The 26,201-nt window shown below is 54.5% G+C and carries 22 protein-coding genes; 14 read left to right on the forward strand and 8 right to left on the reverse strand.

Features of this window, described 5'->3' with window-relative positions; genetic code table 11:
• The 3 genes from M6D89_RS01785 to M6D89_RS01795 are packed head-to-tail and all read left to right on the forward strand — an operon-like array spanning position 1 to position 2,372.
• On the forward strand, positions 1-534 hold the full coding sequence (locus M6D89_RS01785; protein WP_253966317.1) for a YaeQ family protein: 534 nt from the start codon (positions 1-3) through the stop codon (positions 532-534).
• Positions 535-562: 28 nt separating this feature from the next.
• Positions 563-1,411 (forward strand): thioredoxin family protein, encoded by an 849-nt coding sequence (locus tag M6D89_RS01790; protein ID WP_253966318.1) that lies wholly within the window; start codon positions 563-565, stop codon positions 1,409-1,411.
• 13 nt (positions 1,412-1,424) lie between these two features.
• The gene (locus M6D89_RS01795; protein ID WP_253966319.1) at positions 1,425-2,372 is read left to right on the forward strand and encodes a DUF4380 domain-containing protein; all 948 of its coding nucleotides are present in this window, start codon (positions 1,425-1,427) and stop codon (positions 2,370-2,372) included.
• Here M6D89_RS01795 and fucP read toward each other — a convergent pair.
• A complete protein-coding gene (gene fucP / locus M6D89_RS01800; protein WP_253966320.1) occupies positions 2,369-3,667 on the reverse strand; it encodes an L-fucose:H+ symporter permease in 1,299 nt (432 codons plus the stop codon). The two genes, M6D89_RS01795 and fucP, sit on opposite strands and share 4 nt — an antisense overlap.
• Before the next feature lie 195 nt (positions 3,668-3,862).
• On the opposite strand from fucP, the gene M6D89_RS01805 reads away from it, so the two are divergent.
• Positions 3,863-4,882 carry a LacI family DNA-binding transcriptional regulator gene (locus M6D89_RS01805; RefSeq protein WP_253966321.1) on the forward strand — a complete coding sequence of 340 codons (1,020 nt, stop codon included), beginning with the start codon at positions 3,863-3,865 and terminating at the stop codon, positions 4,880-4,882.
• Here M6D89_RS01805 and M6D89_RS01810 read toward each other — a convergent pair.
• Positions 4,879-6,153, reverse strand: coding sequence for a DUF2254 domain-containing protein (locus M6D89_RS01810; RefSeq protein ID WP_253966322.1), 1,275 nt, complete (start codon positions 6,151-6,153; stop codon positions 4,879-4,881). The two genes, M6D89_RS01805 and M6D89_RS01810, sit on opposite strands and share 4 nt — an antisense overlap.
• Positions 6,154-6,275: 122 nt before the next feature.
• On the opposite strand from M6D89_RS01810, the gene M6D89_RS01815 reads away from it, so the two are divergent.
• The gene (locus M6D89_RS01815) at positions 6,276-8,279 is read left to right on the forward strand and encodes an alpha/beta hydrolase family protein (RefSeq protein ID WP_253966323.1); all 2,004 of its coding nucleotides are present in this window, start codon (positions 6,276-6,278) and stop codon (positions 8,277-8,279) included.
• Between the two features lie 80 nt (positions 8,280-8,359).
• On the opposite strand, the gene M6D89_RS01820 is transcribed toward M6D89_RS01815, so the two are convergent.
• The 4 genes from M6D89_RS01820 to M6D89_RS01835 form a co-directional block, all read right to left on the reverse strand.
• A complete protein-coding gene (locus M6D89_RS01820) occupies positions 8,360-8,857 on the reverse strand; it encodes a hypothetical protein (protein WP_253966324.1) in 498 nt (165 codons plus the stop codon).
• 621 nt (positions 8,858-9,478) lie between these two features.
• A complete protein-coding gene (locus tag M6D89_RS01825; protein WP_253966325.1) occupies positions 9,479-10,330 on the reverse strand; it encodes an Nmad3 family putative nucleotide modification protein in 852 nt (283 codons plus the stop codon).
• 3 nt (positions 10,331-10,333) lie between these two features.
• Complete coding sequence (gene map / locus M6D89_RS01830; protein ID WP_253966326.1) at positions 10,334-11,116, reverse strand: type I methionyl aminopeptidase; 783 nt, start codon at positions 11,114-11,116, stop codon at positions 10,334-10,336.
• Entirely contained in the window at positions 11,109-11,297 is a 189-nt protein-coding gene (locus M6D89_RS01835) for a ParD-like family protein (RefSeq protein WP_253966327.1), read from the reverse strand. The genes map and M6D89_RS01835 overlap by 8 nt, the downstream gene beginning before the upstream one ends.
• A 151-nt stretch (positions 11,298-11,448) precedes the next feature.
• On the opposite strand from M6D89_RS01835, the gene M6D89_RS01840 reads away from it, so the two are divergent.
• From M6D89_RS01840 to M6D89_RS01855, 4 genes are read left to right on the forward strand one after another with little or no spacing between them, the layout of a single operon-like run.
• Complete coding sequence (locus M6D89_RS01840) at positions 11,449-12,894, forward strand: Wadjet anti-phage system protein JetA family protein (protein ID WP_253966328.1); 1,446 nt, start codon at positions 11,449-11,451, stop codon at positions 12,892-12,894.
• A complete protein-coding gene (locus tag M6D89_RS01845) occupies positions 12,891-13,562 on the forward strand; it encodes a DUF4194 domain-containing protein (protein ID WP_253966329.1) in 672 nt (223 codons plus the stop codon). Before M6D89_RS01840 ends, M6D89_RS01845 begins: the two co-directional genes overlap by 4 nt.
• Complete coding sequence (locus tag M6D89_RS01850) at positions 13,562-17,209, forward strand: ATP-binding protein (RefSeq protein WP_253966330.1); 3,648 nt, start codon at positions 13,562-13,564, stop codon at positions 17,207-17,209. The genes M6D89_RS01845 and M6D89_RS01850 overlap by 1 nt, the downstream gene beginning before the upstream one ends.
• A 19-nt stretch (positions 17,210-17,228) precedes the next feature.
• Positions 17,229-18,350 (forward strand): Wadjet anti-phage system protein JetD domain-containing protein, encoded by a 1,122-nt coding sequence (locus M6D89_RS01855; protein WP_253966331.1) that lies wholly within the window; start codon positions 17,229-17,231, stop codon positions 18,348-18,350.
• Positions 18,351-18,503: 153 nt separating this feature from the next.
• Here the strand turns inward: M6D89_RS01855 and M6D89_RS01860 are convergent, their stop codons facing one another.
• Complete coding sequence (locus M6D89_RS01860) at positions 18,504-19,361, reverse strand: GIY-YIG nuclease family protein (RefSeq protein WP_253966332.1); 858 nt, start codon at positions 19,359-19,361, stop codon at positions 18,504-18,506.
• Positions 19,362-19,663: 302 nt separating this feature from the next.
• Between M6D89_RS01860 and M6D89_RS01865 the strand changes: the two genes are divergently transcribed.
• The gene (locus M6D89_RS01865; RefSeq protein ID WP_253967683.1) at positions 19,664-20,866 is read left to right on the forward strand and encodes a multidrug effflux MFS transporter; all 1,203 of its coding nucleotides are present in this window, start codon (positions 19,664-19,666) and stop codon (positions 20,864-20,866) included.
• Between the two features lie 131 nt (positions 20,867-20,997).
• Here the strand turns inward: M6D89_RS01865 and M6D89_RS17335 are convergent, their stop codons facing one another.
• Positions 20,998-21,363: a hypothetical protein gene (locus tag M6D89_RS17335; RefSeq protein ID WP_253966333.1), complete on the reverse strand. Its 366-nt coding sequence runs from the start codon at positions 21,361-21,363 to the stop codon at positions 20,998-21,000.
• Here M6D89_RS17335 and M6D89_RS01875 point away from each other — a divergent pair.
• The 4 genes from M6D89_RS01875 to M6D89_RS01890 all read left to right on the forward strand — a co-directional run bounded on the left by M6D89_RS01875 (position 21,356) and on the right by M6D89_RS01890 (position 26,192).
• Positions 21,356-23,194 (forward strand): glycoside hydrolase family 9 protein, encoded by a 1,839-nt coding sequence (locus M6D89_RS01875; RefSeq protein ID WP_253966334.1) that lies wholly within the window; start codon positions 21,356-21,358, stop codon positions 23,192-23,194. The two genes, M6D89_RS17335 and M6D89_RS01875, sit on opposite strands and share 8 nt — an antisense overlap.
• A gap of 70 nt (positions 23,195-23,264) precedes the next feature.
• On the forward strand, positions 23,265-23,969 hold the full coding sequence (locus M6D89_RS01880) for a hypothetical protein (RefSeq protein WP_253966335.1): 705 nt from the start codon (positions 23,265-23,267) through the stop codon (positions 23,967-23,969).
• 89 nt (positions 23,970-24,058) lie between these two features.
• A complete protein-coding gene (yghU, locus tag M6D89_RS01885; RefSeq protein WP_253966336.1) occupies positions 24,059-24,919 on the forward strand; it encodes a glutathione-dependent disulfide-bond oxidoreductase in 861 nt (286 codons plus the stop codon).
• A gap of 157 nt (positions 24,920-25,076) precedes the next feature.
• Positions 25,077-26,192 carry a phosphoserine transaminase gene (locus M6D89_RS01890; RefSeq protein ID WP_253966337.1) on the forward strand — a complete coding sequence of 372 codons (1,116 nt, stop codon included), beginning with the start codon at positions 25,077-25,079 and terminating at the stop codon, positions 26,190-26,192.
• The last annotated feature ends 9 nt before the right edge of the window (positions 26,193-26,201 follow it).

Below are 26,201 nucleotides of genomic sequence, written 5' to 3' on the forward strand. Positions count from 1 at the left end.
ATGGCGCTGAGTGCGGGTGTTTATAAAGTCAGCCTGAACCTGTCGGACATGGACCGGCAGGTTTATCTGGACACCAAGCTGACACTCGCCTGTCACCCCTCCGAAACCGAAGAGCGTATGATGGTGCGCTTGCTCGCCTGGTGCTTTCACGCCCACGATGATCTGACCTTTGGCAAAGGCCTTTCCACCGCCGATGAGCCCGACTTGTGGCAAGTGGCCCCCTCGGGGGTGATTGAAAAGTGGATTGAAGTGGGCCAGCCCAGCGTCGATAAAATGAAAAAAGGTCGCTCGCGTTCCCAGCAGCAAGTGGTTTACACCACAGGTCGCGGTCGGGATCAGTGGTGGCCCACAGTTGCCAACGAATTGACGAAATTCTCCGATTTATCCGTGTACCATTTAAACGCCGATGAAGTGAGTGAGCTGGCGACATTGGCGGCTAAGAATATGACCTTGAGTGTGTGTATCAGCGAAGGCAGCGCCTTTGTCAGCAGTGATGCTCACAACGTTAACATCACACCACTCACTGACTTTTAAGCGATAATCTCTACAGAGAGACACAGCTATGAACATTTTTGATGTAACCGCAGAAAACGCCCAGCAAACTGTTATCGACGAATCGTTTAAGCGTTTGGTGGTCGTGCAGTTCTGGTCTTCGCGCAGCCAGGCCTGTCAAAACCTGATGCCGGTGTTGGAAAAAATTGCCGGTGAATACCCAAGCGATATGTTGTTGGCCAAAATTAATGTGGATGATCAGCAGATGCTGGTGTCGCAGTTTGGTATTCAAAGCCTGCCCACGGTCATGTTTATCAAAGACGGCCAGCCGGTAGACGGTTTTGCCGGCGAGCAGCCCGAGCCACAAATACGCGAGCTGTTGGATAAATACCTGCCTAAAGCCTGGGAGGCGGATGTTGCCCAGGCCCAGGCGTTTATCGATGAAGCCAACTACGCCGACGCTCTACCGCTGCTGCGCAAAGCGCTGGAAGAGTCCAACCAGCTGCCGTTTATCGCCAACTTGCTGGGGCTTTGCTACGCCGAAATGAATCGGGTAGACGAGGCCGAAACAGTTCTGGCACAGGTAAAAATGGCCGATCAGGACGCCACCTACCAACAGGCTTTAGCCGTGTTGGAGTTAAAAAAACAAGCGGCTAATTCACCCGAGCTGGAAAAGCTGCAGGCCGAATACGACGCCGACCCTACAAACTTAGAGGTCGCCTACGCTCTGGCGGTGCAAATGAACGAAGAGGGGCAGCACAAAAACGCGCTGGAATTGCTATTGGATATATTCAAGCGCGACCGCAGCTTTAAAGACGGCGCTCCGCGCAAAGCCATTACCGATATTCTCGCGGCCCTGGGTAAAGGCGATCCGCTGGCGGTAGAGTATCAGCGTAAACTGTTTACCCTGCTGTACTGATTGTTTGTTGCTTATGAATCGTTGGTCGCCGCTTGTTGTCAGTCTGCTAGGTCTCAGTGCCTGCGAGCCTAAGGTACCCGATCCGGCCGCGGTGACGCCCCCCGAGTATTTGCGTATGACTCAAAGCGACATTGTTTTACAGCGCGATGAATTAACGGTCACGCTAGCCCCCGAAGTCGGCGGCCGGATTGCGTCAGTCGTGTTTAACGGCGAGGAACGGTTGTTTACCCGTGCTGACACGGATGGCAATAACTGGGGCAATGTGCTCTGGCCCAGCCCTCAGAGTCATTGGGGGTGGCCGCCACCGCCGGTGTTGGACTCGGAGCCCTATCAGTTGTCGCTTACGGACACAGGTGTTCGCTTGACCAGCGGGGAAGAGCCCCAGCTGGGGTTGGTATTTAGTAAAAGCTACCGTTTGCCTTCGCTCGCCAACACTTTGCAAATTGATTATGAGTTGCAGAGCGTTAGTGACCGCGAGATCACTGTCGCCCCCTGGGAAATTACCCGCTTGCCTGCCGAGGGGCAGATCTTTTTCCCCAAGGGTGATACCGACTATTACACTGGCGACTTTGCCAGCCTGCCTTTTACCGAGCAGCAGGGCATCAGTTGGTATATCTATAATGCCGATGATATTGGGCCCGAGCACCACAAAGTAATGACCGATGGTGAAGAGGGCTGGCTGGCCTATCAGGCCGGCGATTACTTATTGGTTAAAGTGTTTGCCAATGTACCCGCCGAACTCATGGCGCCCAATGAAGGTGAAATTGAAGTTTACGCTGACCCGACGGCCACCTACATCGAACTGGAGCAACAGGGTTATCTGGCGACGTTACAGCCGGGGGAGACATTAAACTGGCAAGTAATCTGGATCTTTGACGCGTTGGAAGCGGATTTAAATCGCGCCCAGTTAACCGCGCGAGCCAGGCAATTAGCCGGGCTCGCCTCGAATGCGGCGGACTAACGGCTATACAAATTGGCGTATTTGATGCCGTAAAACAGAATATAGGCGTAGCATACCGCCGGCAGTAAAAACGATAACTGAATGCCGATGGTGTCTGCCAATACACCCTGTAGCAAGGGCACCACAGCGCCGCCCACAATCGCAACACACAGCAAACCCGACCCTTGGCTGGTTAGTGCGCCCAGCTTGTGTAGGGCCATACTGAAGATAGTGGGGAACATGACCGAGTTGCACAGCCCCACAGCGATAATCGACCACATGGCAATCTTGCCGTCAAAGAACACGGCTGTCAGCACCAGCGCAATGGCTGCCAGGCAGTTAAAAGCCAGCACCTTGCCCGGTTGCACATAGCGCATCACCACAAAGCCGATAAACCGGCCAACCATGGCGCCGCCCCAGTAAAAGCTCACATAAGCGGCGGCCTGGTGCTCTTTCATGCCGGCAATATTATCTTCACCAAAAAAATTCACCAAAAAGCTGCCAATGGCTACCTCACCACCGACGTACATAAAAATGCCCAAGGCGCCCAGGATTAAGTGAGGCTGTTGGAAAATTGATGTTTTTTCGGCCGCTTGTGCGATATCGCTAACACTCGCCGGTTCAGCGTCGTGGGTAATTTTAGGCAGCTTGGCTAGTTTAAAAAATATCGCCAGCGCAATCAGTGAGCCCGCGAGCACAAGGTAAGGCATTTGCACTGCCGCTGCTTCTTTGGCTTTGGCCGCTGCGGTATCGGTCTCGCTCATAACCGCGGGGTCAATCGCTTCACCGGCGGCGGCCAGAATCAGTAGCCCGCCCAGTGCCGGCGCGATGGTTGTGCCCAAAGAATTAAAAGCCTGGGTCAAGTTCAAACGGCTAGAGGCCGTTCGAGCTGGCCCAAGTACGGTCACATAGGGGTTGGCCGCCACTTGGAGAACGGTAATGCCGGCGGCGAGAATAAAAAAGGCGATCAAAAACAGGGTGTAGGTACTCATGGAGGCGGGATAAAACAAAAAGCAGCCAAAGCCCGCAATCACAAGGCCGGTGACGGCGCCATTCTGGTAGCCAATTTTGCGAATCAAGGCGCCCGCTGGCAGCGAGACCACCGCATAGGCAAAGAAAAAACAAAATTGCACCATCATCGCCTGGGTGTAGCTCAGGGTGTATACGTTTTTTAAATGGGGGATCAGCACATCGTTCATGGCGGTAAGAAGGCCCCACATAAAAAATAGCAGGGTAATAATAACCAGGGGGCCTGTGTAATTTCCGTCGTTGTCCGCGATCGATTTGGCGTGGGTGCCTGCGGGTGCAGTTGCCATAATTCACCTCAGTTGTCGTGTCTTTATAGGAATATCACTGCCCTGGGCCGGGGCCTTGTGATCATTTATGTCAGGTGAGCGTGGCGGTTGGCCCGCCTTTTTGTGGGCGCTACTATAAAGTAAATTGACAGCGCTGTCAGTACGCCTTACGCAGGAAATTTTAGTATCGGGTAGAATGCAGCTTTTGTTCACGGAGTGAGTCTCTTGGCTAAGGCAACCATCGATGATGTCGCCGCGCTTGCCGGTGTGTCCATGAAAACCGTCTCGCGGGTGGTGAATAAAGAGCCCAATGTGCGCGCCTCTACCCGGGAAAAGGTTCAGGCCGCCATTGCCCAGCTGGAGTATCGGCCCAGCCAGTCGGCGCGTTCGCTGGCGGCGAATCGCTCCTACGTGCTCGGGCTTTTGTACGATAACCCCAGCGCCAGCTATGTGATTGATGTGCAAGAAGGGGCTCTGCAAACTTGTCGTCGCGCCGGTTATGATTTACTCATTCACCCCTGTCGCCATAACGAGCCCGAGCTGGCCGATGAGGTCTTGGCTCTGGTGCGACACAGCCGGGTCGATGGACTTATTCTGACCCCGCCGCTATCGGACATTACCCAGTTGGTGGATGGTTTGGTTGAGGCGGGCGTGCCGTTTGTGCGTTTGTCCCCCACCGAAAACAAACAGGCCTGTCCGTACGTGCAGACCAACGATCAGGAAGCGGCCTATGATATGACCTGCCGTTTGCTTGAATTGGGGCATGAGCGGATTGGCTTTATTGCCGGGCACCCGGACCACCGCGCAGTGGCCGAGCGCTACCAGGGGTATCTGGCTGCGCTAAAAGAAAGCCGAATTAAATTTGATAAAACCCTGGTGGTACAGGGCTATAACTCGTTTGATTCGGGCCGCGAGTGTGCCGCGCAACTGTTGGGAATGAACGATCGACCTACCGCCATTTTTGCCAGTAATGACGATATGGCGGCGGGCGTGATTATTGAGGCGCACCATCGGGGCCTGGCAATGCCCGCCGAGTTATCCGTGGCCGGCTTCGATGATACGCCGGTGGCTCATCAGATTTACCCGTCGCTTACCACGGTCAGTCAGCCGATTACCGAAATGGCCAGTAAAGCCGCCGAGCTGCTGGTTAAACAGTTGCAAGGTAAAGCGGTGCAGATGCCTGCGGCGATTATGAGTTGTCGGGTTATTGTGCGCGACAGTACCGGTAAGCGTTAACGCGTGGATTGCGGGGCCGGGAACAGCCGCTCGTGAACTTCCTGCAAAGAATTGCTATCAGCGCTAAAGGCAAAAGATTGCTGGGCCCGCTGCAATGAATTTTGAGCCATGGCGAGGGCGGCGCGATAAAAATCGTCATCAATGGCGGCGAGAGCGGCAAGGGATTTTTGCAATCGAATTTGCACCTCAATCATACTGGCGCCGTCGCGAGCGATGGGGCTGAAAAAGTCGATAAATAATTCTTCCAACTCAATGCGCGGTACAAACACGCATTGGTGGGGTATGTCGTAATCGCTGACATCGTCAGGCGTAACTTGCCACTGACTGATTAAGCGCACCCCGCGGCCCAGCACTTCAATAGCGGTACCCGGATCGTTAATGCCGGGCGAGAGCGCGCGCGAGGCAATTTCGGCCATCACTAACAGTCCAAAGCGCGGGTCCTGGTCAAAGGAACGGGTGTCGCCAATGGTGATGGTTTTGGCAAGCGTTGCCGCACTGTTTTCACTTTCCGGATCCGAGGTATAGAGCAGTGCCTGGTGAGGGTGAACAAACTTCCCCGGTAAGCAGGCTATGTACACCCGGGCTTTGTTTTGCGAAGCCCACTGATTGAGCGCCTGCATATCAATATGCTGCACATAGCCGGTCTCGCTCGGGTAAACCGGATGAGCATCCTCTGGGATATCCTCGAGCCGATCCAACCGTTGTCCGTCCAACCAGGGATGTTCACCGCGCCGCACGATAGCCGCCTGGGCGGCTTTTTCGACTCGATCGGCAATTTCACTGACCCGCCCAAGGCTGGCCAGGTGGTTGATCCACAGCAAAATGGTGCCCACAATCAAAACGACTACGGCAATGGTCACCACAAATAAAATTACTCGCCCCTGGTCGCCGTATATGCCCGTGCTAAGGGCGATAATCCCCACCAGCGAATAGACAAACGAGCCCACAAAGGTCGCCAGAGCATTCTGGGTGGTGGAGTCCTCCATCAACAGGCGAGTGGCGCGCGGGGTGAGGTTATTGGCGGCGGCGCTGTGGGCAGAGACCATGACACTGAGCGAGAAAGTGGTGACTGCCAGCATACTGGAGGCGAGAATCGAGAGAATTTTGTCGACCGCTTCGGCACCGATCAGGCCCGAGATGGACTCGGGAATAAAACCCTTTAAGGCAATCGCAATCAACGCCGTGGCCACCGCGAGAATGGCAAACGCCAGGGTTCGCATCCACAGGGCACGGCTTAGCATTAATAATTTCCAGCCGAGTTTGGTAAGCATCGCGAACTCCTGTGGGTAGCGCTAAAAGCGAGTTTAAAACGGCGCCTTTATTTGTATGATTAATTAATGTTTTTTGCTAAGGTTGCACCCGCTAACAATAACAGCATAAATGGATGATGTTTATGGAAAAAACAAAAAGAGCACTGGTGCAGTGCGTCGGTTTTATATCTTTTTTAATCATGGCGCAGGCCTCTGGTGCCGCCCAAGCTGATCAACCAGCGTCTATTCCTTCTATCGAGCAGGTAGTTTCAGCCTACGGCCCCATGTCGGAGACTCAGCAAATTGCCCTGTCAGCCGATGGCACGCGGGTGGCGTTTCGCAAGCTGACTGCCGAGCGCGACATGGTGATTGTCTACTCGCTCACTGAAAATAAAATGCTTACCGGGCTTAATGTCGAGGATATTAACCCCAACGGCTTGCGCTTTTTGGATGCGAACCACTTGATCTTGTGGGCGTTTGACCATGGGCGCATCAGCAATCGCTATCGCGGTTCTCACGATTTAAGTACGGCCTTTGTGTTCAATGTCGACAGTGGCAATTTAGAGCGCTTGCTGCGTCCCGGCGATGTGATTGCCGAGAGCAGTACACGACTGGGGCGAATAGTGGGTGCTTCCAGCGACAATAAGTTTGTCTATATGCCTGCGTATGTTCCAGAGAGAAAGAGTGACCTCAGCCCCGATTTATCGCTATTGCGGGTGGATCTTGACTCGCCGCGCAACCCGCGCCAAATTGTCAAAGGCAGCTACGACACCCGCGATTATTTTATCGACGGTAAGGGTAATGTGCTGGCGCAAACCGTTTACGATAATGAGACCGACCTGTTTGAGGTTAAGGTGCCGCGCGATGGTGACTGGAAAACCGTGTATTCTCGCGAAACCGATACCTTGGATGGGGTCGATTTTAGAGGCGTGACCTCAGACCTAAAATCATTGGTACTGCTTAAAACGGATCAGAACACAGGCCGGGTCGCCTACTACACATTATCCTTGGAGGACGGCTCTATATCAGAAAAACTCATAGGCCGCGATGACGCCGATGTGGGCGGATTAGTGACCAATTTTAACCGTATTGTGGAAGGCGTTTGGTATTCAGGCTTTACCCCTAAGTACCAGTTATTTGACCCGGAGCAACAGGCGCGGTTGGATAAAATCACCGCCCAGTTTCCCGGCCGTTATGTCGTGTTGTACGATCGCACCCCCGATTGGCAGCATTTAATTGTGTGGGTGTCCGGTGATGATAGCTCGGGTGCCTACTATCTTGCCTCAGAAGGAGAGCAACTGAGGTATTTGACCGCCAGTCGTCCGGTGGTAACGGCGGATATGATACAGCCCGTTGTTGAGCACAGTTTTGAGGCGCGCGACGGCTTGACGATTCCGACCCTTCTGACTTTGCCGCTGGCCCATGCGGATAATCCCCAAAGCTTGCCCACCATTATTCTGCCCCATGGAGGTCCTGCCTCCCATGATCAAAAATCGTTTGACTGGATGGCACAGGCGTTTGCGGCGCGGGGCTACCTGGTGGTTCAGCCGCAATTTCGTGGCTCTACCGGTTTTGGTGCCAAGCTTTACCAGGCCGGGTGGGGCGAGTGGGGCCGTAAGATGCAAGATGATTTGACCGACGCGGTAGAGTATTTTGCCAAGGGTGGTGTGGCTGACCCCAAGCGGGTCTGTATTGTTGGCAGTAGCTATGGCGGTTATGCAGCGCTTGCCGGCGCGGCCTTCACGCCTGATCTGTATCGCTGCGCAGTGTCTATTAATGGTGTCTCGGATGTGGAGGGATTGATCGACGATCGTCGCTCATCCGGTGGTGATGATAGCTGGGTGGTGTCCTACTTTGAGCGTTCGATGTTTGCCGGTGACTACACGGACGAAAACCTAAAGGCGATTTCTCCACTCCAAGCGGTAGATAAAATCAAAGCGCCGATATTGTTGATCCACGGAGAAGACGATACGGTGGTGCCAATCGCTCAATCTAAAGACATGGAAGATGCGCTTGAGGACAAGGATAAGCCTGTTACTTTTATCGAGCTGGATGAAGACAGTCACTATTTGCACAGCAATAAAACTCGCCAGCAAACTCTTAAGGCCATTTTAGAGTTTGTTGACCCCTACCTCTCCGACAGTTGATAAAAAATGCCCGGCTTGTGGCCGGGCATCTCTTCGGGCATTTCACTTATGGCTAATCTTTATTCTTGGCATAGGGTGAATTAACGCGCGGTGTATTTAAGCGTTACAAAGTGACCTTCTTGCAGGTCGCTAACGTCATTGCCCAGGCCTGAAACGGCAACATTCTCGGGCAATTCGATGACACGGGGCGCACCACCGTCGGCGGGGCGAACCAGCGCCAGATTTTGTTCACGGTTAATTTCCAGAATCTCACCTTTTACAGTGCTGACCTGGCTGGCGGTTACTTCTTGGGGCTGCTCGATGCGGTTGAGCTTCAGGGTAACATCTTGCCCAGGTACGACTTTGCTCAGATCGCCGCTGCGTACGCCGTTAACGCGTACTTTGGGTTGGGCTTCGAAAGCGTAGGTGAACATATCGCCGCTGTCTTTTTCGATCACGGTAACGCGGTTGTTTTCGTAGTCGACAGAGTCAATGGTTGCCTTGACGGTGCGGTCGGCGGCAGAAGCTGTGCCTGCAGCGGCCAGAGCCAGTACAGCCAAAGCAGAAGATAGTTTAGTGCGTGAAGATAAAGTAAACATAATAAAGACCTCAATAAGCCATAAAACATCGGGGGAGGGTAATCCCCTGCCAGAAACAGCAAGTGGTTAACTTGCTTGAGGTCTATTCTACGGATTTATGTTACGCGATTGTTACCTGTGGTTACGTTTTTATAGATTTTTTAATTATTTAAATCTAATTTCTTCATTTTTAATTCTATAAAGAAATAAAAATGCGTGTTTATGGTGAATTGTTGTGTTTTTTGGGTTGCTTTAGTGCATGGCGCGTAACGTGGGGTAACACAGTGATGGTGCGCTTTAGGCAGGGGTGCCCAAAGGTTGTGCTGCCTAGGGCCTGTTCACACTAATTAGATGCAGCCTGTTGCGACTAAAAATTCGCCAATTAAGGCGCGAGGAGAGTGGTTTGGTCACTCCAAATGAACGACGAGCAAAGCTTACCGCATCCTGCTCCCGCGCCTCACCTGCGTCCATGCAGGCGACGCAGAGTGGCGGATTTTTAGCCGCAACCCGAAGGGCTGGAGCCAGTTTTGTCCCCAGCGTTGTTGCCGATCGCTTATTTGGAACAACCAAACTTCGCTCACGGCGCCTAGCTGGAAACAAAACTGGCTTCCCGCAGGCGCATTTAATTAGTATGAACAGGCCCTAGCTGTGGGCGTGCAGTAGCTCTCGCAACCAAGTGTGTATGTCGGGGTAATAGTCGGTATCCAACACAAATTCCTGCCCCCGTGCGGCCGCCTGAAGCCGTACCTTGTCGCCCAGGTGCTGCCAGCGTTCGGGCTTGCTGTGGTAGCTAAGCGGGGGCTTATCGGCGCCAGGGTAAAAGGCCAATGGTAGTTGCCACTGACTGGGGGTGCGGGCATCGGGCGCGGTGAGAGAGAGTTCGCGGCGGTAGTGCCGAAATACCCCCGAGCCCGGCAGGCCTGTTTCAGAACCGTTCAGAGTGAGTCGCCGGCTGGCCTGATACAGCGTGTTAAGGGGATCTGTAGGTAACTGAAAGTGCGGGTGGTAGCGACACCAGGGCAGGGCTGTTGCGCTTAGCAGATCAACGGGGTGAATCTTACCCACCTGTAGCCAGCCCCAGATCACATGCCGGGCCGGTAAGCGACTAAAGCGCCAGCCATGTTCACTAGGCTCGACCGGTTTAAACAGGCCAAAAAACACAAAAATATCGCCCACCGTGACGCCCTGGTTGCGCAGATGACTCTGGGCGGTGCCGGTTTGGCCCAGCATGGGTTGCCAGCCGCGCCCGCGCACCAGCGAGTCGCGGCGCAAATCCGGGTCAATATGGGCGGGCGTGTCCCGCCAGTGAGTCTTGCCGCTCAGCTCGTTTAGCAGCCTTGCCATATCGCCCCAGTCGGTTTGAATATCCCCATAACAAGTGGGACCTGCGCGGTCGGGAATGGGCAGCGAGAGCAGGCGTCCATCGGGAAAGATCGGGCTGGGAAAGCCCCCGGCGGAGGAGTCAAACCCTTTGCGGCTCAGTATCAGTTTCACGGTTTAAGCGGCGACTCGGCGAGTCTCTTCCGGGCGCAGGGTCAATACCTCTACCCCGTCGGCGGTCACCAAAACGGTGTGCTCCCACTGGGCCGACAGCCCCTTATCTTTGGTGACCACGGTCCAGCCGTCTTTAAGGGTACGGTTTTTGGGTGAGCCCTGATTAATCATGGGTTCAATGGTAAAGGTCATACCCTCGCGCAGCACCAGGCCCTGGCCGGGGCGGCCAAAGTGCAGCACTTGCGGCGCCTCGTGCATTTGCTGGCCAATACCGTGGCCGCAGTATTCGCGCACCACACTAAACCCGTGCTGGCGGGCATGGCTGGCAATCGCAAAGCCGATATCGCCCAGGGTATTGCCAGGCTTAACCGCGTTAATGCCCTGCCACATGGCGGCGTAGGTTTGGTCCACCAGCTGTTGCGCTAAGGGGGTTACTTCGCCAATGGTGTAGGTTTTGCTGGAGTCGGCAATATAGCCGTCTTTTTCCAGAGTGATGTCCAAATTGACAATGTCGCCACTCTTGAGCGGTTTGTCGGTAGGAAAGCCGTGGCAGATGACCTGGTTGGGCGAGGCGTTAAGCACATAGGGGTAATCGTACTGTCCCAGGCTTGCCGGGCGAGCCTGCAGCTGCTCGCGAATATAGGATTCCACCCAATGATTGAGCGCCATGGTGCTCACCCCCGGTTTTACCTGTTTGTCCAGCTCGGTAAAAACCTGAGCCAGCAGTTGCCCGGCACGGCGCATCTTGGCGATGGCCTCGGGTGATTTAATAATTACGTTATTCATGGGTGCGGGCCTCGTTGACCGCTTTTTGGATAACGTCCGCAAAGCTCAGCTGCTGGTTTAACTCCGCTAGGCGGCCAATTTTCAGCCAAAATTCGGCCTGGGCGTTAATTGAACGCTCCATGACCTGGCTGGTCAAGCGCAGCTCGTCGTGTAATTCATCTGAAATTTTCACAATACCCATGTTTTCTTCCAGTATACGAAACGTATATATATCGTATATGGTTGTTAAAGTGCAGGCAAGCTGGGTTTTGATTGCATCCCCGGGGCTCGCAGCGCACAATAAGCGCCTGCCGGGCGACGGTAGTCGATTAAAAAACAAGCAACAGAAGCCGATGTTTTTCACCCCAGAGCGCCAGGATTTTTTCAAGCCCTTAACCAGCAAGTACCGCGAGCAGGTGGCTCAGTGCCTTAGCCTGTTGTATCGGCGTTTGTACGGCTCCAATGCCGACTATGGCCACTCGTTGGCGCGCGAACAATTGCTGGAAATTCTGGAGGAGGCGCTGGCCCGGGCTCCGGCACTGGCCGATGACAGTGGTGCGGAGGATGACGAATCGCCTCAGCGGTTTAAATCCCTGCGCGAGCAATCGCTGTGGGTGATGAAACAGTTGCTGGAGGCCGGTTGGCTGGAAAAGCAGGTGGACACCGCCACCTTGCAGTCTACCTACCCGTTTACCCGGCTGGGACGGTTGTTTACCCAGCCTTTGGTGGAGTCCGACACCGCGCGCATTCGCACTCGCCACCGCAACACCCGCAATACGTTAAATGCGCTCGAGGCGTTTACCAGCCGTGGCGAAGTGCACGATTTGCTGGATGCCTTTGAATATTCCGAGCGCATTGTCACCGATTTTACCGACGTAATTTCCGAGCTGGAGGAGCGCAAGCGCGAGCTGGTGCGCGAGGTGGAATCCCAGCAGTTGGTGCAGCAGGCCACCGACCAGTTCTTTGAGTTTATGGAACAGCGCTTTCAGCCGGATGTGGCGGTACGCCTATCGGCGGACAGCGTGGAGAAACACCGCGACCAAATCGGCAAAGCCATTGGCAAAATTCGCCGCAAGCCCAAAGATTACAAAGCGGATGTCGAGCGTCAGTTGCGCCGGTTAATTCCCGAGCTTGTTCACCCCGGCCAGTCGGTGCTGTGGACTATTCTCGATACCATTGAACGGCGGATGGGCAATGCCGCTGATATTATGCTGCCCGCACTGCGCCGGGCGCTGCACAGTTTTACCAAGCGCGCGGATATTATTATTCGCCAGCTCACCTATTTAAACAGCCAGGGCCAGAACGACTTGCTGGAGTTGTGCCAAAGCCTGAACGCTCAGAGCCCAGAGGAGCAGAACAGCCGCCTGGCGCGCGCCGCCGATGCTATGGCGGGCATGCGGGTACAGTTGATTGACCCGGCGCAGCTACGCCTGCACGAGCGCAAGCGCGCCGCCTTAGTGACCACCGCCGTGACCGAACAGCCCCCGCTGGACCCCGAGGCCGAGCGCGAGCTGCTGATTCAACAGGTGTTAGACCAGGCCTTTGCCATGGACAATACCGGCCTTCGCGATTACGTGGGCAAAGCCCTGCGCGACGGTCGTCAGGTATCGACCCAACATTTACCTATTGATAACGCGCGGGATTTACTCGCCATGGCCCATGTGATTGAAGTGGCCTCGCACAATAATTTATCCGGCTCGCAGTGCTTTTCGGTAGAACCCACCGGGCAGAGCTTAAGCACCGAATATTTTAGCGCCGCCGATGAATTCTTAATCTCGCTAAACGAAGAAACCGAATGAGCCTTTTTGACGATTTTTTAACCCAGGCGTTAGCGCCTAGCGGTATTACCCGGCAGGAATTTTCCGAGCTGATGATACGCCTGCTCGATTACGGTGTACTGAGCCGTGAAGAAAGCCAGACCGAAGCGCAGTTGTACGATCGCTACCTGCAGTGCGCCTCTCTGGTAGAGGAGTATCTGGCGGTTATTGGTGTTCGCATTCAGCACGATCGACAATTTGCTTTTGTGCGTATTTTCCCCCCGGGGGCCGAAGTGCCGGGCGTCGCCGATGACGATAACAGTCCGTTTAACACAGGCTTTCGGGTGCGCCCCACCCAGCAAGAGGTGGCCGTTATTTTAGTGCTGCGCGCCGAGTATCAAAAAAGTCTGCGCGAAGGGCAGGTGGATGAAAAAGGCCGCGCTATGCTATCGCTGGAGGGCCTGGCAATTGCCATGAATAACCTGCTAAAACGCAACCTGCCCGAAGGCTTGGTAGAGCGCAAACAGCTGTTTCGCCGCTTAAAGCAGCTGCGGTTAATTCAATACCACTTGGAGGACGACCTGGACAGCGACGAAAGCTGGATCAGTATCCAACCCTCCATTACCAGTTTTGTCAGCGACGATGTATTGCAGGCGTTGGGCGGCGAAAGTCAGGCCGAGCCGCAACAATCTGACGAGGAGAACGCCTGATGTTTTTAAAGCGCGGTATCTTCGTCAACTGGGGCAATATCCCCCAACTGGAATTCGACTTCGGCCCCATTAATTTATTCTCTGGCGGCAACGGTTCGGGTAAAACCACGGCGGCGGATGCCATTCAAACCTTAATGACCGCCGCCCACGAAAACCTGTTTAATTACAACCCGGGCCAGGATGAAACCACCCAGCGCGGGCGCGGCGGCAAACAGGTGCGCACGCTCGCCTCTTACGTGCTGGGTTGTGACGATGGCAGCTACGCCCGTCCCTATACCGTAGACGGTTATGTGGGGGGGGTTTTTCATCCCACCCAGGGCGAAAGTGGCGAGCCCTTTACTGCGGTCATGTGTGTGCGGGCGCATTTGGACAGTGCGGGTAATCAAAAGCAGGCGCGCTTGGATGAACTGTTATTTTTAATTCTACCCGGCGAACAACTTAGCTTGTCGCACTTTGTCAAAAGCTATAAAGACGGCAAGCATGTGGTGCCCATTACCGATATTGTCACCCTGTTAAAAAAACAGTACGGCAGTGGCGTGGTGGAGCAGTACGATAAAAAGGGCGCTTATTTGCGACGCTTATACGGCGCACTGCGCGGTCGCAAAGACGCGGTATCGGATCGCGAGGCCAAGCACGCTGCTCGCACCTTTGCCAATTTTATGGCCTACAAGCCGGTTAAAAGTATTACCGATTTTGTCGCCCGTGAAATCCTCGAGCCGCGCGACTTGGGCGATGCCATTCGCAATGTGTCGGATTTGATGAAAACCATTCACCAAATGGAGTCCGATACCCGTGCTATTCGCGATGCCATTAATACTTTGCAGGGCGCGCGCGAATGCGCCGATCGCTATGTACAAACCTGGGCCGAGCGCCAGCTGGCCGAATACAGTGAAGCCACACGCCTGTCCCGCGCCAATCAGCGCGGTTACCTGGCGGCTAAAAACGAACAAAAAAGCATTTTTCAGCAGCTGGCCGACAACGAGCTGGCCCAGAGTGACAGCGAAGAGCGCCGCCGACAGACTCATGAAGCGCAGGTGACGCTTGAAGCCAAGCGCCAGGGCATTAGCGCCCTTAAAACCAAAGACGAACTAGAGCAAGAGATCGCCGCACAAACGCGCGACTTGGCCAGCAAGGCGCGTCCGGTACATGAGCAAAGCTTGCAGTTGCATCGCAATGTGCAGGCGAGTAACACCCTGTTGCAGCAACTGGCGCAAAGCTCACTGGGGGCGGACATTCCCGCGTTAGATAGCAAAGCGCTGCGCCAGTTGGGGCAAAAGGTGATCGCCACCGGCGAGCAAGTGGATATCGACCTGGGCCAATTGGTCAATAAAGACTGGGTGGGTATCGAACGCTTGGAAAACGATGTAGCCAAAATCAAAGCCGCCGAAACTCTACATTTGCAATGGGCGGACGAGCTGCACAGCAAAGAGCGCACCGAGTCGGGCATTAGCCTGCGCGACCAAATTGCCCAGCAATTTGCCGGGGCCGACCGCAAGCGCCAGGAATTAAACACCAAGCTCAAACAAAAGCAAAAAGATATTCAGCTGCTGCAAAGCCATAAAATTAACTACCCGCCCTATGTCGAAGCGGCGTTACAGGCGATTCGCCAAGCGCTGCCCCAGGCCGAGCCCTGTGTGCTGTGCGATTATGTGGATGTGCTGGACGCCCACTGGCAAATGGCGATTGAGGGCTATTTGGGTGGGGCGAGATTTTCCATTGTGGTCGAGCCCGAATGCGAGGCCGAGGCCATGCGCATTGTGCGCGCTATGCCGGGCGGACGCCGTAACCGGGCGCGGGTGATTCAGGGTGCCAAAGCCCGGCGCGATGCCGAGCGATTGAGTCCGCCCCAGGGCTCGATTTTAGAGGTGATGAGTTTTAGCCATAAAACCGCCGAGTACTACCTTAAAGCCTCTTACGGCAATGTGCTGCGGGTAGACGATGCCGAGGCTTTGCGCACCACCGCACGGGGCATTACCCCCGAGGGGCTCGGCAGTGGTAACTACAGTATGTGGCGCTGCGATCTGGACGACACCGAGCTGGTGTTTGGCCAAAGCGCCCGCGAGCGCGCCCGCAAAGCCAAAGAGCGCGAGTGTGAACAACTGCTGCAAGAGGCAAGCGACAGCGAGCAGCAGTACCAGCAGTTGGCGCGCATACAAGAGCTGGTGGACAGTATTAAACCTGTGCACTGTGGTGAGGCTATTGCCGCGATGATGGATTGCCACCGCGCCATCCAAAAAGCCGAGACCGCTTTGGCGCAGCTTGACTTAAGCGACTTTAACGAGCTGGAAGAACAGCTGGCCGAGCTAAAACAGGTGTACCTGGATGAAGAGACCCGTCACCGCAGCCTGGTAGAAGAGGCGGGCACTTACAAAGAGCGCGAGCGCACCGTGGCGCGTCAGGTTAAACAACTGGCCGATGCTCAGGATGCTTTGGCCGAGGCCCAGGACGACGCCGAACAGGCGGTTTATTTAATGGCGGACCACTACCCGGAGTTGGATGTAGATACCGCTATGGCTCAGGCCGCCGAACGCGCTGATCGGGCAGCCGACAGCTTTACCTTTGCCGACGATATCGAGTCATTAAAACAGCAGCTTGAGCGTACTGAACGCGAGCTGAGTGGCGCCATTGTGCAGCACAATCAACACTGCCATACGCAGGATGCGATTGTTTACGATACCGGCTTGGGCGAAATTCACGGCATAGAATGCTTCCGCCGTATTATCGCCATGGGTAAAGAAGTGGACAGTTTGCACAACCGCCTCAAGAACAATGTCCTGGTGGATAAGCACGAACAGTTGGGCGAGTTAAAAGACAGCTTTAATACCGCGTTTGTCACTAATTTGTGCCACTCGATTTACCAGGCCATTAAAGACGGCGAGCGAGTACTGAAAGATTTAAACAAAGAGCTGGAACACCACCGCTTTGGCGCCGACCGCGAACTGTTCCATTTTGGCTACGACTGGGTGCCCGAGTTTAAAGATTATTGGCGCTTTTTTAACGAGGTGATTGCGGTGCCCAATCTGGGGGATGGCACCAGCTTGTTTGACGCCGAGTTATCGCCCAGGGCCTGCCAAGTGCGCGATAAAATGTTGGATATGCTGCTCGATACCGACGAGCAGTTAGCGCTGCGCGAGCTGGCGCGCATCAGCGATTATCGTAACTACCGCTACTATGAAATTTACAAAGAGCCCGAGGGCAAGGCCGCGATTGCGTTAAGTCAGTACGGCACCGGCTCGGGCGGGCAGCTGGAAACACCCGCCTATATTATTCGCTCGGCAGCGGTGACTTCGGCCTTTCGCTTTAACGAGGGCGACAACCACCTGCGAATGGTGTTGGTGGACGAGGCCTTCTCCAAAATGGACGAAAACCGCTCCCGCGAGGTGATTCACTACCTCACGGAAAGCTTAGGTTTGCAGCTGGTGTTTATTATGCCCAGCAGTAAATCCGGCCCCTTTATGGATTTAATTTCCAATCAGTTTGTCTTTAGTAAGTGCCCCACGGCCCAGCCCATTGGCGAGTTAAAAAGTCGGGTGCTGGTGGATCGCAAGGCCTGCAACCAGGACAAGATTCGCGAGCTTTGGAAGAACCACCGCAAAACCGTGCGCCATCAGGCTATGCTGGATTTTATGGAAGAGTTTGAGGACTAAATAGACCCGAGGTGCTTATATGAAACCGCAACCGGCCCCCAAATGGCTTGATGAAGAGCCACTGCTGCAAAAACTATTGCACAGCTTTGTGGACAAGCTCGAGCGCGGTGTTAAGCCGGTGATTAAAGTAGGCCCTAAAACCGCGCCGGGGCTGTACGATTTTCAGGACGATGTGGATTATCTGTGGGCGTTAGTGGAAAGCCTGGACAAGGACTACCAAATCATCACCGTTAAAATGGCCCGGGTAAAGCCCCATCAAAATTTATACGAAGGCGCTCAGCTGGTGTTTATCCCCGAACGCGAAGAGCTGGTGCGCCAGTGGTTAAATCGCCCGGCGCTGGACCCCTATGCCTTGGTGTGGCATCACGAATTGGAAAAGCTGGCCGAAGCGGGAGTCAACACCGACGCTTTGGCGGCGAACATGATTAGACTGCCCGAGATGGGCGCCGAGGCGACCCTGCGCGGATTGGTGCAAATAGGTGAGGTGCTGCAACGGCCCATGACTTTGCGCGCCTTGTCGGCGCGTTGCTTTCGCGGCGACTCTAAAGTGTTGGATCGCCAAGAGGCGCTGGTTGCCGAGCTGTATCCCGAACTGGCTCAGAATCTTTTACCCCGTCCACTTTTGTTGGCGGTGTATCTGCCCGAGCGGGTAAAGCAAATAATCATGGTCGAGAATCAGGATACTTTCGTGTCCCTGTCCCAACAGCCACCAGACCAAACGGCCATTGTTTACAGCGCGGGTTTTCGTGGCAGCAGCACCCGAATGCGCGACCCCGGCAATGTGGTGTTCAGCTATCTCAACCAATCCGCGAGCTCCCGAGAAACCTTCGAGCGCTATTGGTTTGGCGGCGAGCAAACCCTGGCTACGTATTTTTGGGGTGATCTGGACTACGCAGCTATGGCGATACTCAAGGCCATTCGCCAGTCGTTTACTGATGCGCGGGCCTGGCAGCCAGGGTATCAGCCAATGCTAGAACAACTGCTGAGCGGGGAAGGGCACACCACCCACAAAGGCGTGCAGCCCGACCCCACCAGCACCGGCTGCGACTTTGCCGACTACAGCTTGCTGCCCGCCCTGAGACGGGCCAGTGCCTATGTTGATCAAGAGGTGGTGGATATCGAACGCGTGGTAGCTGATTAACAAAACCGAGCCCCAGTGTTGTGTTTTGGCTGGGCCCAGCCAAAGCATTGGAACTGTGTTTTGTTTTTATAATAAGCGCTGATGTTCTAACCCTGCCGCTTCTGCGGACTTCTGTGAATGGTTAGCTTTGATCCATTCAAGCGCCCACAGTTGCTAGTTTTCATTGTGGCCATACTTCCCTCTGGTAAGTAGAGCTTCTTTCCAAAAGCTCTCTCTCTGAATAATGTACTGCTCACTATCTCGGGATGAGGATTGCTCAAGTAGAGTGAAATAAAAGTTTTCCCTGGCGTATGCTGCGCCATTCCTTTTACTTGAAAGGAGATGCTTCAAAAGAATATTTCCCGCATGACCTCCAGACGTAAAATAATTACCCCACCGTGACCATATACCTTCTTCTCCATATGCCGACCCTACGTATCGAAGCCCGGTTTTATGGTCTGTTATTAAATATACACCTTGGCAGTGAGATAAAGCAGCTACCCAATCAGGTTTGGAATCTCGCCAGAGTTTCTCTAAAACTCCAAAATTATGGTTAATATTACTGTGACCGGGAAAATCTTCTCCAGCATAGGTTTCTGGAAGAATCTCTGAGACGCGCATTAGATGGAGCATGCCCTCAGGTTTGCGTCCTTTTGCTCTTGCATCTTTAACCCAGTGAACCACAAGCCTCCCTATCATTGAGCGACCCTGTTCCGATAGGCAAACCTTGTAATTTACACCCTTCTTTCCATTTTTATTTTTTCCTGGCCTATGCGATTGCACCTCGAAGATCCCACCGAACAACCAACAATCTGGCTGAGATGGAAGCTCAATTATTGAAAATATGTACTGCCTGTTCCAACAATGATTGCTGTGATAGTTACCATTCCATTCGTTCTGCCATTCTTCAAAACTTCGAGTGAATACATCTATGGGACGGTTGTTTGGGGATTTTTGAGCAACATGAACCTTTGTGTCACCCCAATCTAAAGCCGGGAACAATATGTCTATTGGTATTACATCATTATTCAAGGGTTCCACCTTCCGCTGTTGATATCTCCTTGTCAGGGAAAAGAAAGACTGTGTCTTTATGGCTAGAATTCTGATTCTATCGATTTTTGCATGCCGGGCAAATATTCGCCAGCTTAGTGATGTTGCACGATGTTTCCAAGGTCGTTAAATCTTTGGGTGTCCCGGTATCCTTCCCTTACCGGCCGAGTAACCATTATCTTGCGCCCACTGCCGATTTGCGGCGCTGGGGCAAAGTTGTGTTGTTTTCCCACCTCTTGGCGGCTTGAGCCGCTACACTGTAGTTTTAGATTGCAGATGTGACTATGCCGCCCGTCTCGCGCACAACTTCTATCACTCCGGCACTGGTGCTCACCTTTGCCGCCACTATGATGCTGGGTCCGTTTTCGCTGGACACCTATCTGCCTGCGTTCCCAGCTATTGCAGCCGATTTAGGTGTTTCACCCCAGGCGGTGGCCATTAGCGTCTCGGTGTATATTTTCGCTCTGGCCGCTGGGCAGTTAATTGGCGGGCCGCTGTCCGATCGTTTGGGCCGCAAGCGCATTTTGTTGGCCGGGCTTATTATTTTTGCCGCCGCCAGTATCTTGCTTGCGACCTTGCATACGCTGTCGCACTTTCTCGTTGGGCGCGCTTTGCAGGCCGTGGGGGCGGGGTGGGTGCTGGTGTCAGTGCCGGCGATGGTGCGCGATCGTATCAGCGGGCAGGAGGCTGCAAAGTTATTTTCCCTCATGGGGCTGGTGATGGTGGTGGCGCCAGGTATCGCCCCCAGCATTGGCAGTGTGCTGTTAAAGCTGGGCCCCTGGATGGGCATTTTTATCTTTATGGCGCTCTATGCGCTGCTGCTTATTCCGCTGCTATACACAGTGGTATTTAGTCAGATGCCGGGGGTGGTGACGGTCGATAAACCCAAAGGCGGGTTGTTGCGTCCCTATCTTGAGGTATTTAAAACCCGCCGGGCCATGCCTTTTATTTTTTGGCAGGTGGGCGCCTTTTCGGTGATGATGCTGTTTATCACCCACAGCTCGTATATTTATCAGGATCATTTTGGGCAATCGGCGGACAGGTTTGCGCTTTTATTTGCGGCCAATATTGTCGCCATGTTTTGCTGCAACCTGATTAACCGCGCACTTTTGGCCCGCTGCTTTAGCTCGCTGCATATTTTGCAGTTGGCGACGGGGTTGCAGGGAATAGGGCTGGTTCTTTTACTTTTGGCGACTTTTTTACACTGGCCCTTGTGGGCATTTTTGCCCGCCATGATGATCACCATTGGCGCCCATGGCGCGCTGTCTCCGAATATTCAGGCCTGTTATATGGAGCACTTTCCCCGCAATAGCGGCACTGCGGCGGCGCTGTTGGGGGCATGTCAGTTTGGCGGGGCGGGGGTGCTTAGCGCTTTGTCGGGGTTATTGCCCCACAATCTGCCGGCGGTGATTCTTGCCATGCTGGCCTGTGGCTTAGTGGCACAGTTTTTTATGTGGCGCTCGGTGTGGGCAGAGCCTAGCGCTTAACGGTCATAAATCTTGGTTGGTGATGTTCGTGTAAATATAAAAATAGTTTTATATTTACACGGTTCGTTTTTTGCGCTAGCCTTTTCGCGATTTTAAATACAAAAACGATAACAGGAAAGTCATATGCGCATTCAGCGAATTGTCTCGGCTAATCTGCTGGCCCTTGTGCTGGCCGGTTGTGGCGGAGGCGGCGGTTCGGGCTCATCCACTCCCCCCAATAACACATCCAGTAGCACGCCAACGTCCAGCGCCAGCTCGGTAAGCAGTGTATCCAGCTCAAGCCTTGGATCCGAATCCAGCAGCTCGGTGTCCAGTGCTTCGTCTTTAAGTAGCAGCCAGTCAACGCTTTCCAGTAGTCTGGCGTCCAGCGCAAGCTCGCCGGCCTCCAGTGTCAGTAGTGTATCCAGCTCGGTGGCTAGCAGCGCAGAATCGTCCGCCAGCTCGGTCGCCTCTGACGTATCGGCAACAGGCTGTGGGGTTAATACCAGTGTGACCAATGCACCCCAGTCATTCCCGGTGGTCAAATGCATCGTCGTGGACCAATTTGGCTATTTGCCCAACGCCGATAAAACCGCCATATTGCGCAGCCCCCAAGAAGGGTTCGATGCCGCTACAGACTACACCCCGGGGGATAGCTTTGATGTGGTAAACCTGGACACCGGTGAGGTGGTGCACAGTGGCGCGCCCAGCCAGTGGGGCGACGGCGCGGTGAATAGCACCTCGGGCGATAGGGTTTGGTGGTTTGATTTTAGCGGCGTGAGTGCTGAGGGCCGCTACGCGATCGTCGATGCCGACCAGAATTTGCGCTCAGCCGAGTTTCAGATCACCAGCAATGTCTATCGCCCGGTCTTAATTCAGGCGGTGCGCACTTTCTTTTATCAGCGCGCGGGTTTTGCCAAGCGCACCCCTTACGCCGAAGCCGCCTGGGCCGACGAGGCGAGCCATATTAAACCCGGCCAGGATACCGAAGCGCGTTTGTACAGCGCCACCAATGATGCCAGTACTGAACGGGATTTAAGCGGTGGCTGGTACGATGCGGGTGATTACAATAAGTACACCAGCTGGCACGCCGGTTACCTGTTGGGGATGATGGAAATATACAATGATCGCCCCTCGGTATGGACCGATGACTTTAACTTGCCCGAGTCCGGCAATGGTATTCCCGACTTGGCGGATGAAATTAAGTGGGGCATGGACTGGCTGATTAAAATGCAAGAGGCCGATGGCTCCGTGCTATCGGTTATGGGGCTGGACCACGGTAGTCCGCCCTCAAGCGCGGACGGCCCCAGCGTCTATGGCCCGGCTACCACCAACGCGTCGGTGGCTTCGGCGGCCGCCTTTGCCCTGGGCGCCGAGTTCTTTACCCAGTTTGGCAATGAAGCGCTCAACGCCTACGCCAGTGATCTGCTCAATCGCGCGCAGCAAGCCTGGACATGGGCCGATGCCAATCCCTCGGTGACTTTCCGCAACTCGGATAGCGGCGTTGCCGCCGGCGAGCAGGAGGTTGACGATAATGGTCGCCGAGATAAAAAGTTAATTGCCGCGGTGTATTTGTTTGCCGCCACCGACGAGACGGTTTACCGTGACTATGTCGATGCCAACAAGCCCAATATTTACTGGGTGTCGCCCTGGAACGAAGAGTTAAATCACGCGCTGCTGGTGTATGCCAGCTTGCCCAATGCGACAAAGTCGGTGGCCGATACTCTGAATCAGCAGTACCGTCAGTCGATGCAGGGCACCGAAAATTGGGCCGAGGTAAACAATAACACCGATGCCTACCGCGCCTTTATTGGCGATGGCAACTTTACCTGGGGCAGCACCCGTACCATGGCGGTAAAAGGCGCCACTTTTTATCACCTGAAAAAGTTTGCCATTGCCAATGCGTCGGATTCGGCGGTGGATAATGTCGCGATGGATTACTTGCACTATATTCACGGGGTAAACCCCTTAGGCAAAGTGTATTTATCCAATATGGGAGAGTATGGCGCCGAGGATTCGGTGGATAGTTTCTATCACAGTTGGTTTACCGACGGCAGCGCCAACTGGGACTCGGTGAGTGAGTCCAACTACGGTCCCGCGCCGGGTTTTGTGGTCGGCGGCGCCAACCCGCAATACGGTTGGGACGGTTGCTGCCCCGACAGTTGCGGTGGCTCGGCTAATAACGCCCGCTGTGGTATGGCGCCGCCTTCGCCGCCGGCCAACCAGCCGCCCATGAAGTCTTACGCCGATTTTAACGATGGCTGGCCGATTAACTCCTGGTCGGTGACCGAAAACTCGAACGGTTACCAACTGGCCTATATTCGTCTGCTGTCAAAGTTTGTAGACTAAAGAGTAAAGTTGTAGCGAGCGCGGAATAACCGCGCTCGCTTTTTATGGACAGGGAATTTACGGAGGATTTATGCAATTTAAAACACTGGCGCTCGTTACCGCGATGGTCGTGTCTGCCCCGGCCTGGGCACAGGGAACCCAAGAAGATCTGCAAGAAGCCCAGCGTCTGCTTCAGGCGGGCGAGTACGCCGAGTCGCTTGAGGCCCATCAGACGTTTTTTGAGCAATCGAAGCGTGTCGATAGCATGACTGGGGTCAGGCTATCCTTTGCCTTGTCATCCTGGGCGGAGCTGGGCAAGGTTTACCCTCCGGCGCAAGCAGCCCTACAGTCTCTGGCTGATGGCCTAAAACAGCAGCTGTGGAACGGCGAGGGCGACTTTGATGTTATGGCAGATTATTCATCGATCAATACTTATCTTGGCGAGTCCCAGGCGACAGTGAAGGTTTTCCGTCATGTGGCGCAAGAGTATCCCGAGCAAGCCGACAGGCAGTTTATTGCGGTGCGAGACGAATTATTTGCCGCTCAGGAGTATGAGCTGATTGCGCGTTTTCTTGACGATCCCGTCTTCGCGTTCGAGCAAGCCCGTAACGATAGGGAGCGAGATTTGAGTTATGTCCGCACAGGCCACAGGTATCAGCCAGATATTTTTTCCACCAACCAAAAATACAGTCAAAAGATCCATGAGCTTTTGCAGATGACCGAGTCTTTGGGCATGACCGAGGCCTACAGCGAAATCCAAAAGCGGCATAAGGCCTATATGGCACTGCAAAACTAGGCTTAACAATTCTCAATGGTGGGGGCGCTTGAAGTCGTTCAATACAGCCCAATGTCATTGTTAATGAAATTTAACGGTGAGAGGTTGCAATGTCCGATACTTATGTACCCCCCAAAGTCTGGACCCAAGACGGCGAGAGCGGCGGCACTTGGGGCAAGTTAAACCGCCCGGTGGCCGGTGCCACCTTCGAGCGGGATCTGCCTCGCGGGCAGCACCCCTTGCAGCTGTATTCCCTGGCAACCCCCAACGGGCAAAAAGTCACAATTCTGCTCGAAGAGCTACTGGCCTTGGGGGAGCAAGAGGCCGAGTATGACGCCCATCTGATTAACATAGGTGAGGGGGATCAATTCTCGTCGGGTTTTGTGGAGGTAAACCCCAACTCTAAAATTCCCGCCTTGCTGGACTTTTCTCGCGGTAAAGCTCTGCGAGTGTTTGAGTCCGGGGCCATTTTGCAGTACCTGGCCGAAAAACATGGTCATTTTCTCCCCGCTGATATTCATAGGCGTACCGAAACACTCAACTGGCTGTTTTGGCTGCAGGGCGCAGCGCCTTATATTGGAGGTGGCTTCGGCCATTTTTACGCCTACGCCCCCGAGTATTTTGAATACCCTATTAATCGCTTCACCATGGAAGCCAAGCGTCAGCTGGATCTGTTAAACCAGCGTTTGGCCGAGCACCAATATTTGGCCGGAGACGAATACACCATCGCCGATATGGCCACCTGGCCCTGGTATGGTGCGCTGGTGTTGGGCGAAGTCTACGATGGCGCCGCCACCTTCCTGGATGTAGACAGCTACCCCCACGTGCAGCGCTGGGCCCGCGAAATACTGGCGCGCCCGGCGGTGCAGCGCGGCCGTATCGTCAATCGCACTTGGGGAGAACCCTGGGAGCAACTGCCCGAGCGTCACAGTGCGGACGACATTGACCGGGTTCTGGCGCTCGGCGCTTAACACTTATTTAACAGCCTGTTAAGCCGGTCTGTGGTGCCCCTGGGGCCATAGACCGCTTGCGCCTTTGCTGGCATAATCAGCCCCCGTTTTTCTAACCTACTGTCGGCGCGTAACACGCCGTGCAGCCGCACCCTTACTGACAGTTCAGAGGATCGTCATGCAACCTTCGGTAAAACCGCAAAACCCTAATTTTTCCTCCGGCCCCTGCAGCAAACGCCCGGGCTATGATGTCGCCAAGCTGGACACCTCGACTCTGGGCCGCTCGCACCGCTCGAGCATTGGTAAATCTGCGCTGGGCCGCGCCTGCGAACAAACCAAGCAGATGCTGGGTTTGCCCGAAGGCTACCGGGTGGGAATTGTCCCAGGCTCGGATACCGGCGCCGTGGAAATGGCCATGTGGTCCATGCTGGGTCAGCGCCCCGTGGATGTGCTGCAGTGGGAATCGTTCGGTAAAGGTTGGCTGACGGATGTCACCAAGCAGCTGCAATTAGACAATGTTAACGCCCTGGAAGCTGACTATGGCGAGCTGCCGGATTTAAGCAAAGTTAACTTTGATCACGACGTGGTGTTCACCTGGAACGGCACCACCTCGGGCGTTAAGGTGCCCAACGGCGACTGGATTCGCGACGACCGTGAAGGCCTGACCATTTGTGACGCCACCTCGGCGGTGTTTGCGATGGAGCTGCCCTGGGAAAAGCTGGATGTGATTACCTTTAGCTGGCAGAAAGTGCTGGGTGGCGAAGGCGCCCACGGCGTGCTGATTTTAAGCCCCCGCGCGGTCGAGCGCTTGGAAACCTATACACCGCCCTGGCCTATGCCCAAGCTGTTCCGCATGACCAAAGGCGGCAAGCTGGTTGAGGGTATCTTTGAAGGCGCCACTATTAACACCCCCTCAATGCTGTGTGTGGCCGATTACCTGGACGCCCTGGATTGGGTAGAGTCCCTGGGCGGTGTTAGCGCGGCGATTAAGCGCAGCGAAGAGAATCTGGCGGTGCTGGAAGAGTTTGTCGCTGAGAATAATTGGATTGAGTTTTTGGCGGCCGATAAAGCGACCCGCTCCAATACCAGCGTCTGCTTTAAATTAGATGCCACCCCCGAGCAGGGCAAGGCATTGGTGAAACTGCTCGATAGTGAAGGCGTTGCCTACGACATTGGCGCCTACCGCGATGCGCCTCCGGGGCTGCGTATCTGGTGCGGCGCTACCGTTGAAGCGGCGGACCTAAAAGCGCTAATGCCCTGGTTGAGCTGGGCCTATGAGCAGGTGACCGCCTGATAAAGAATG

Source organism: Gilvimarinus xylanilyticus, from assembly GCF_024195295.1.
GTDB classification, from domain to species: domain Bacteria; phylum Pseudomonadota; class Gammaproteobacteria; order Pseudomonadales; family Cellvibrionaceae; genus Gilvimarinus; species Gilvimarinus xylanilyticus.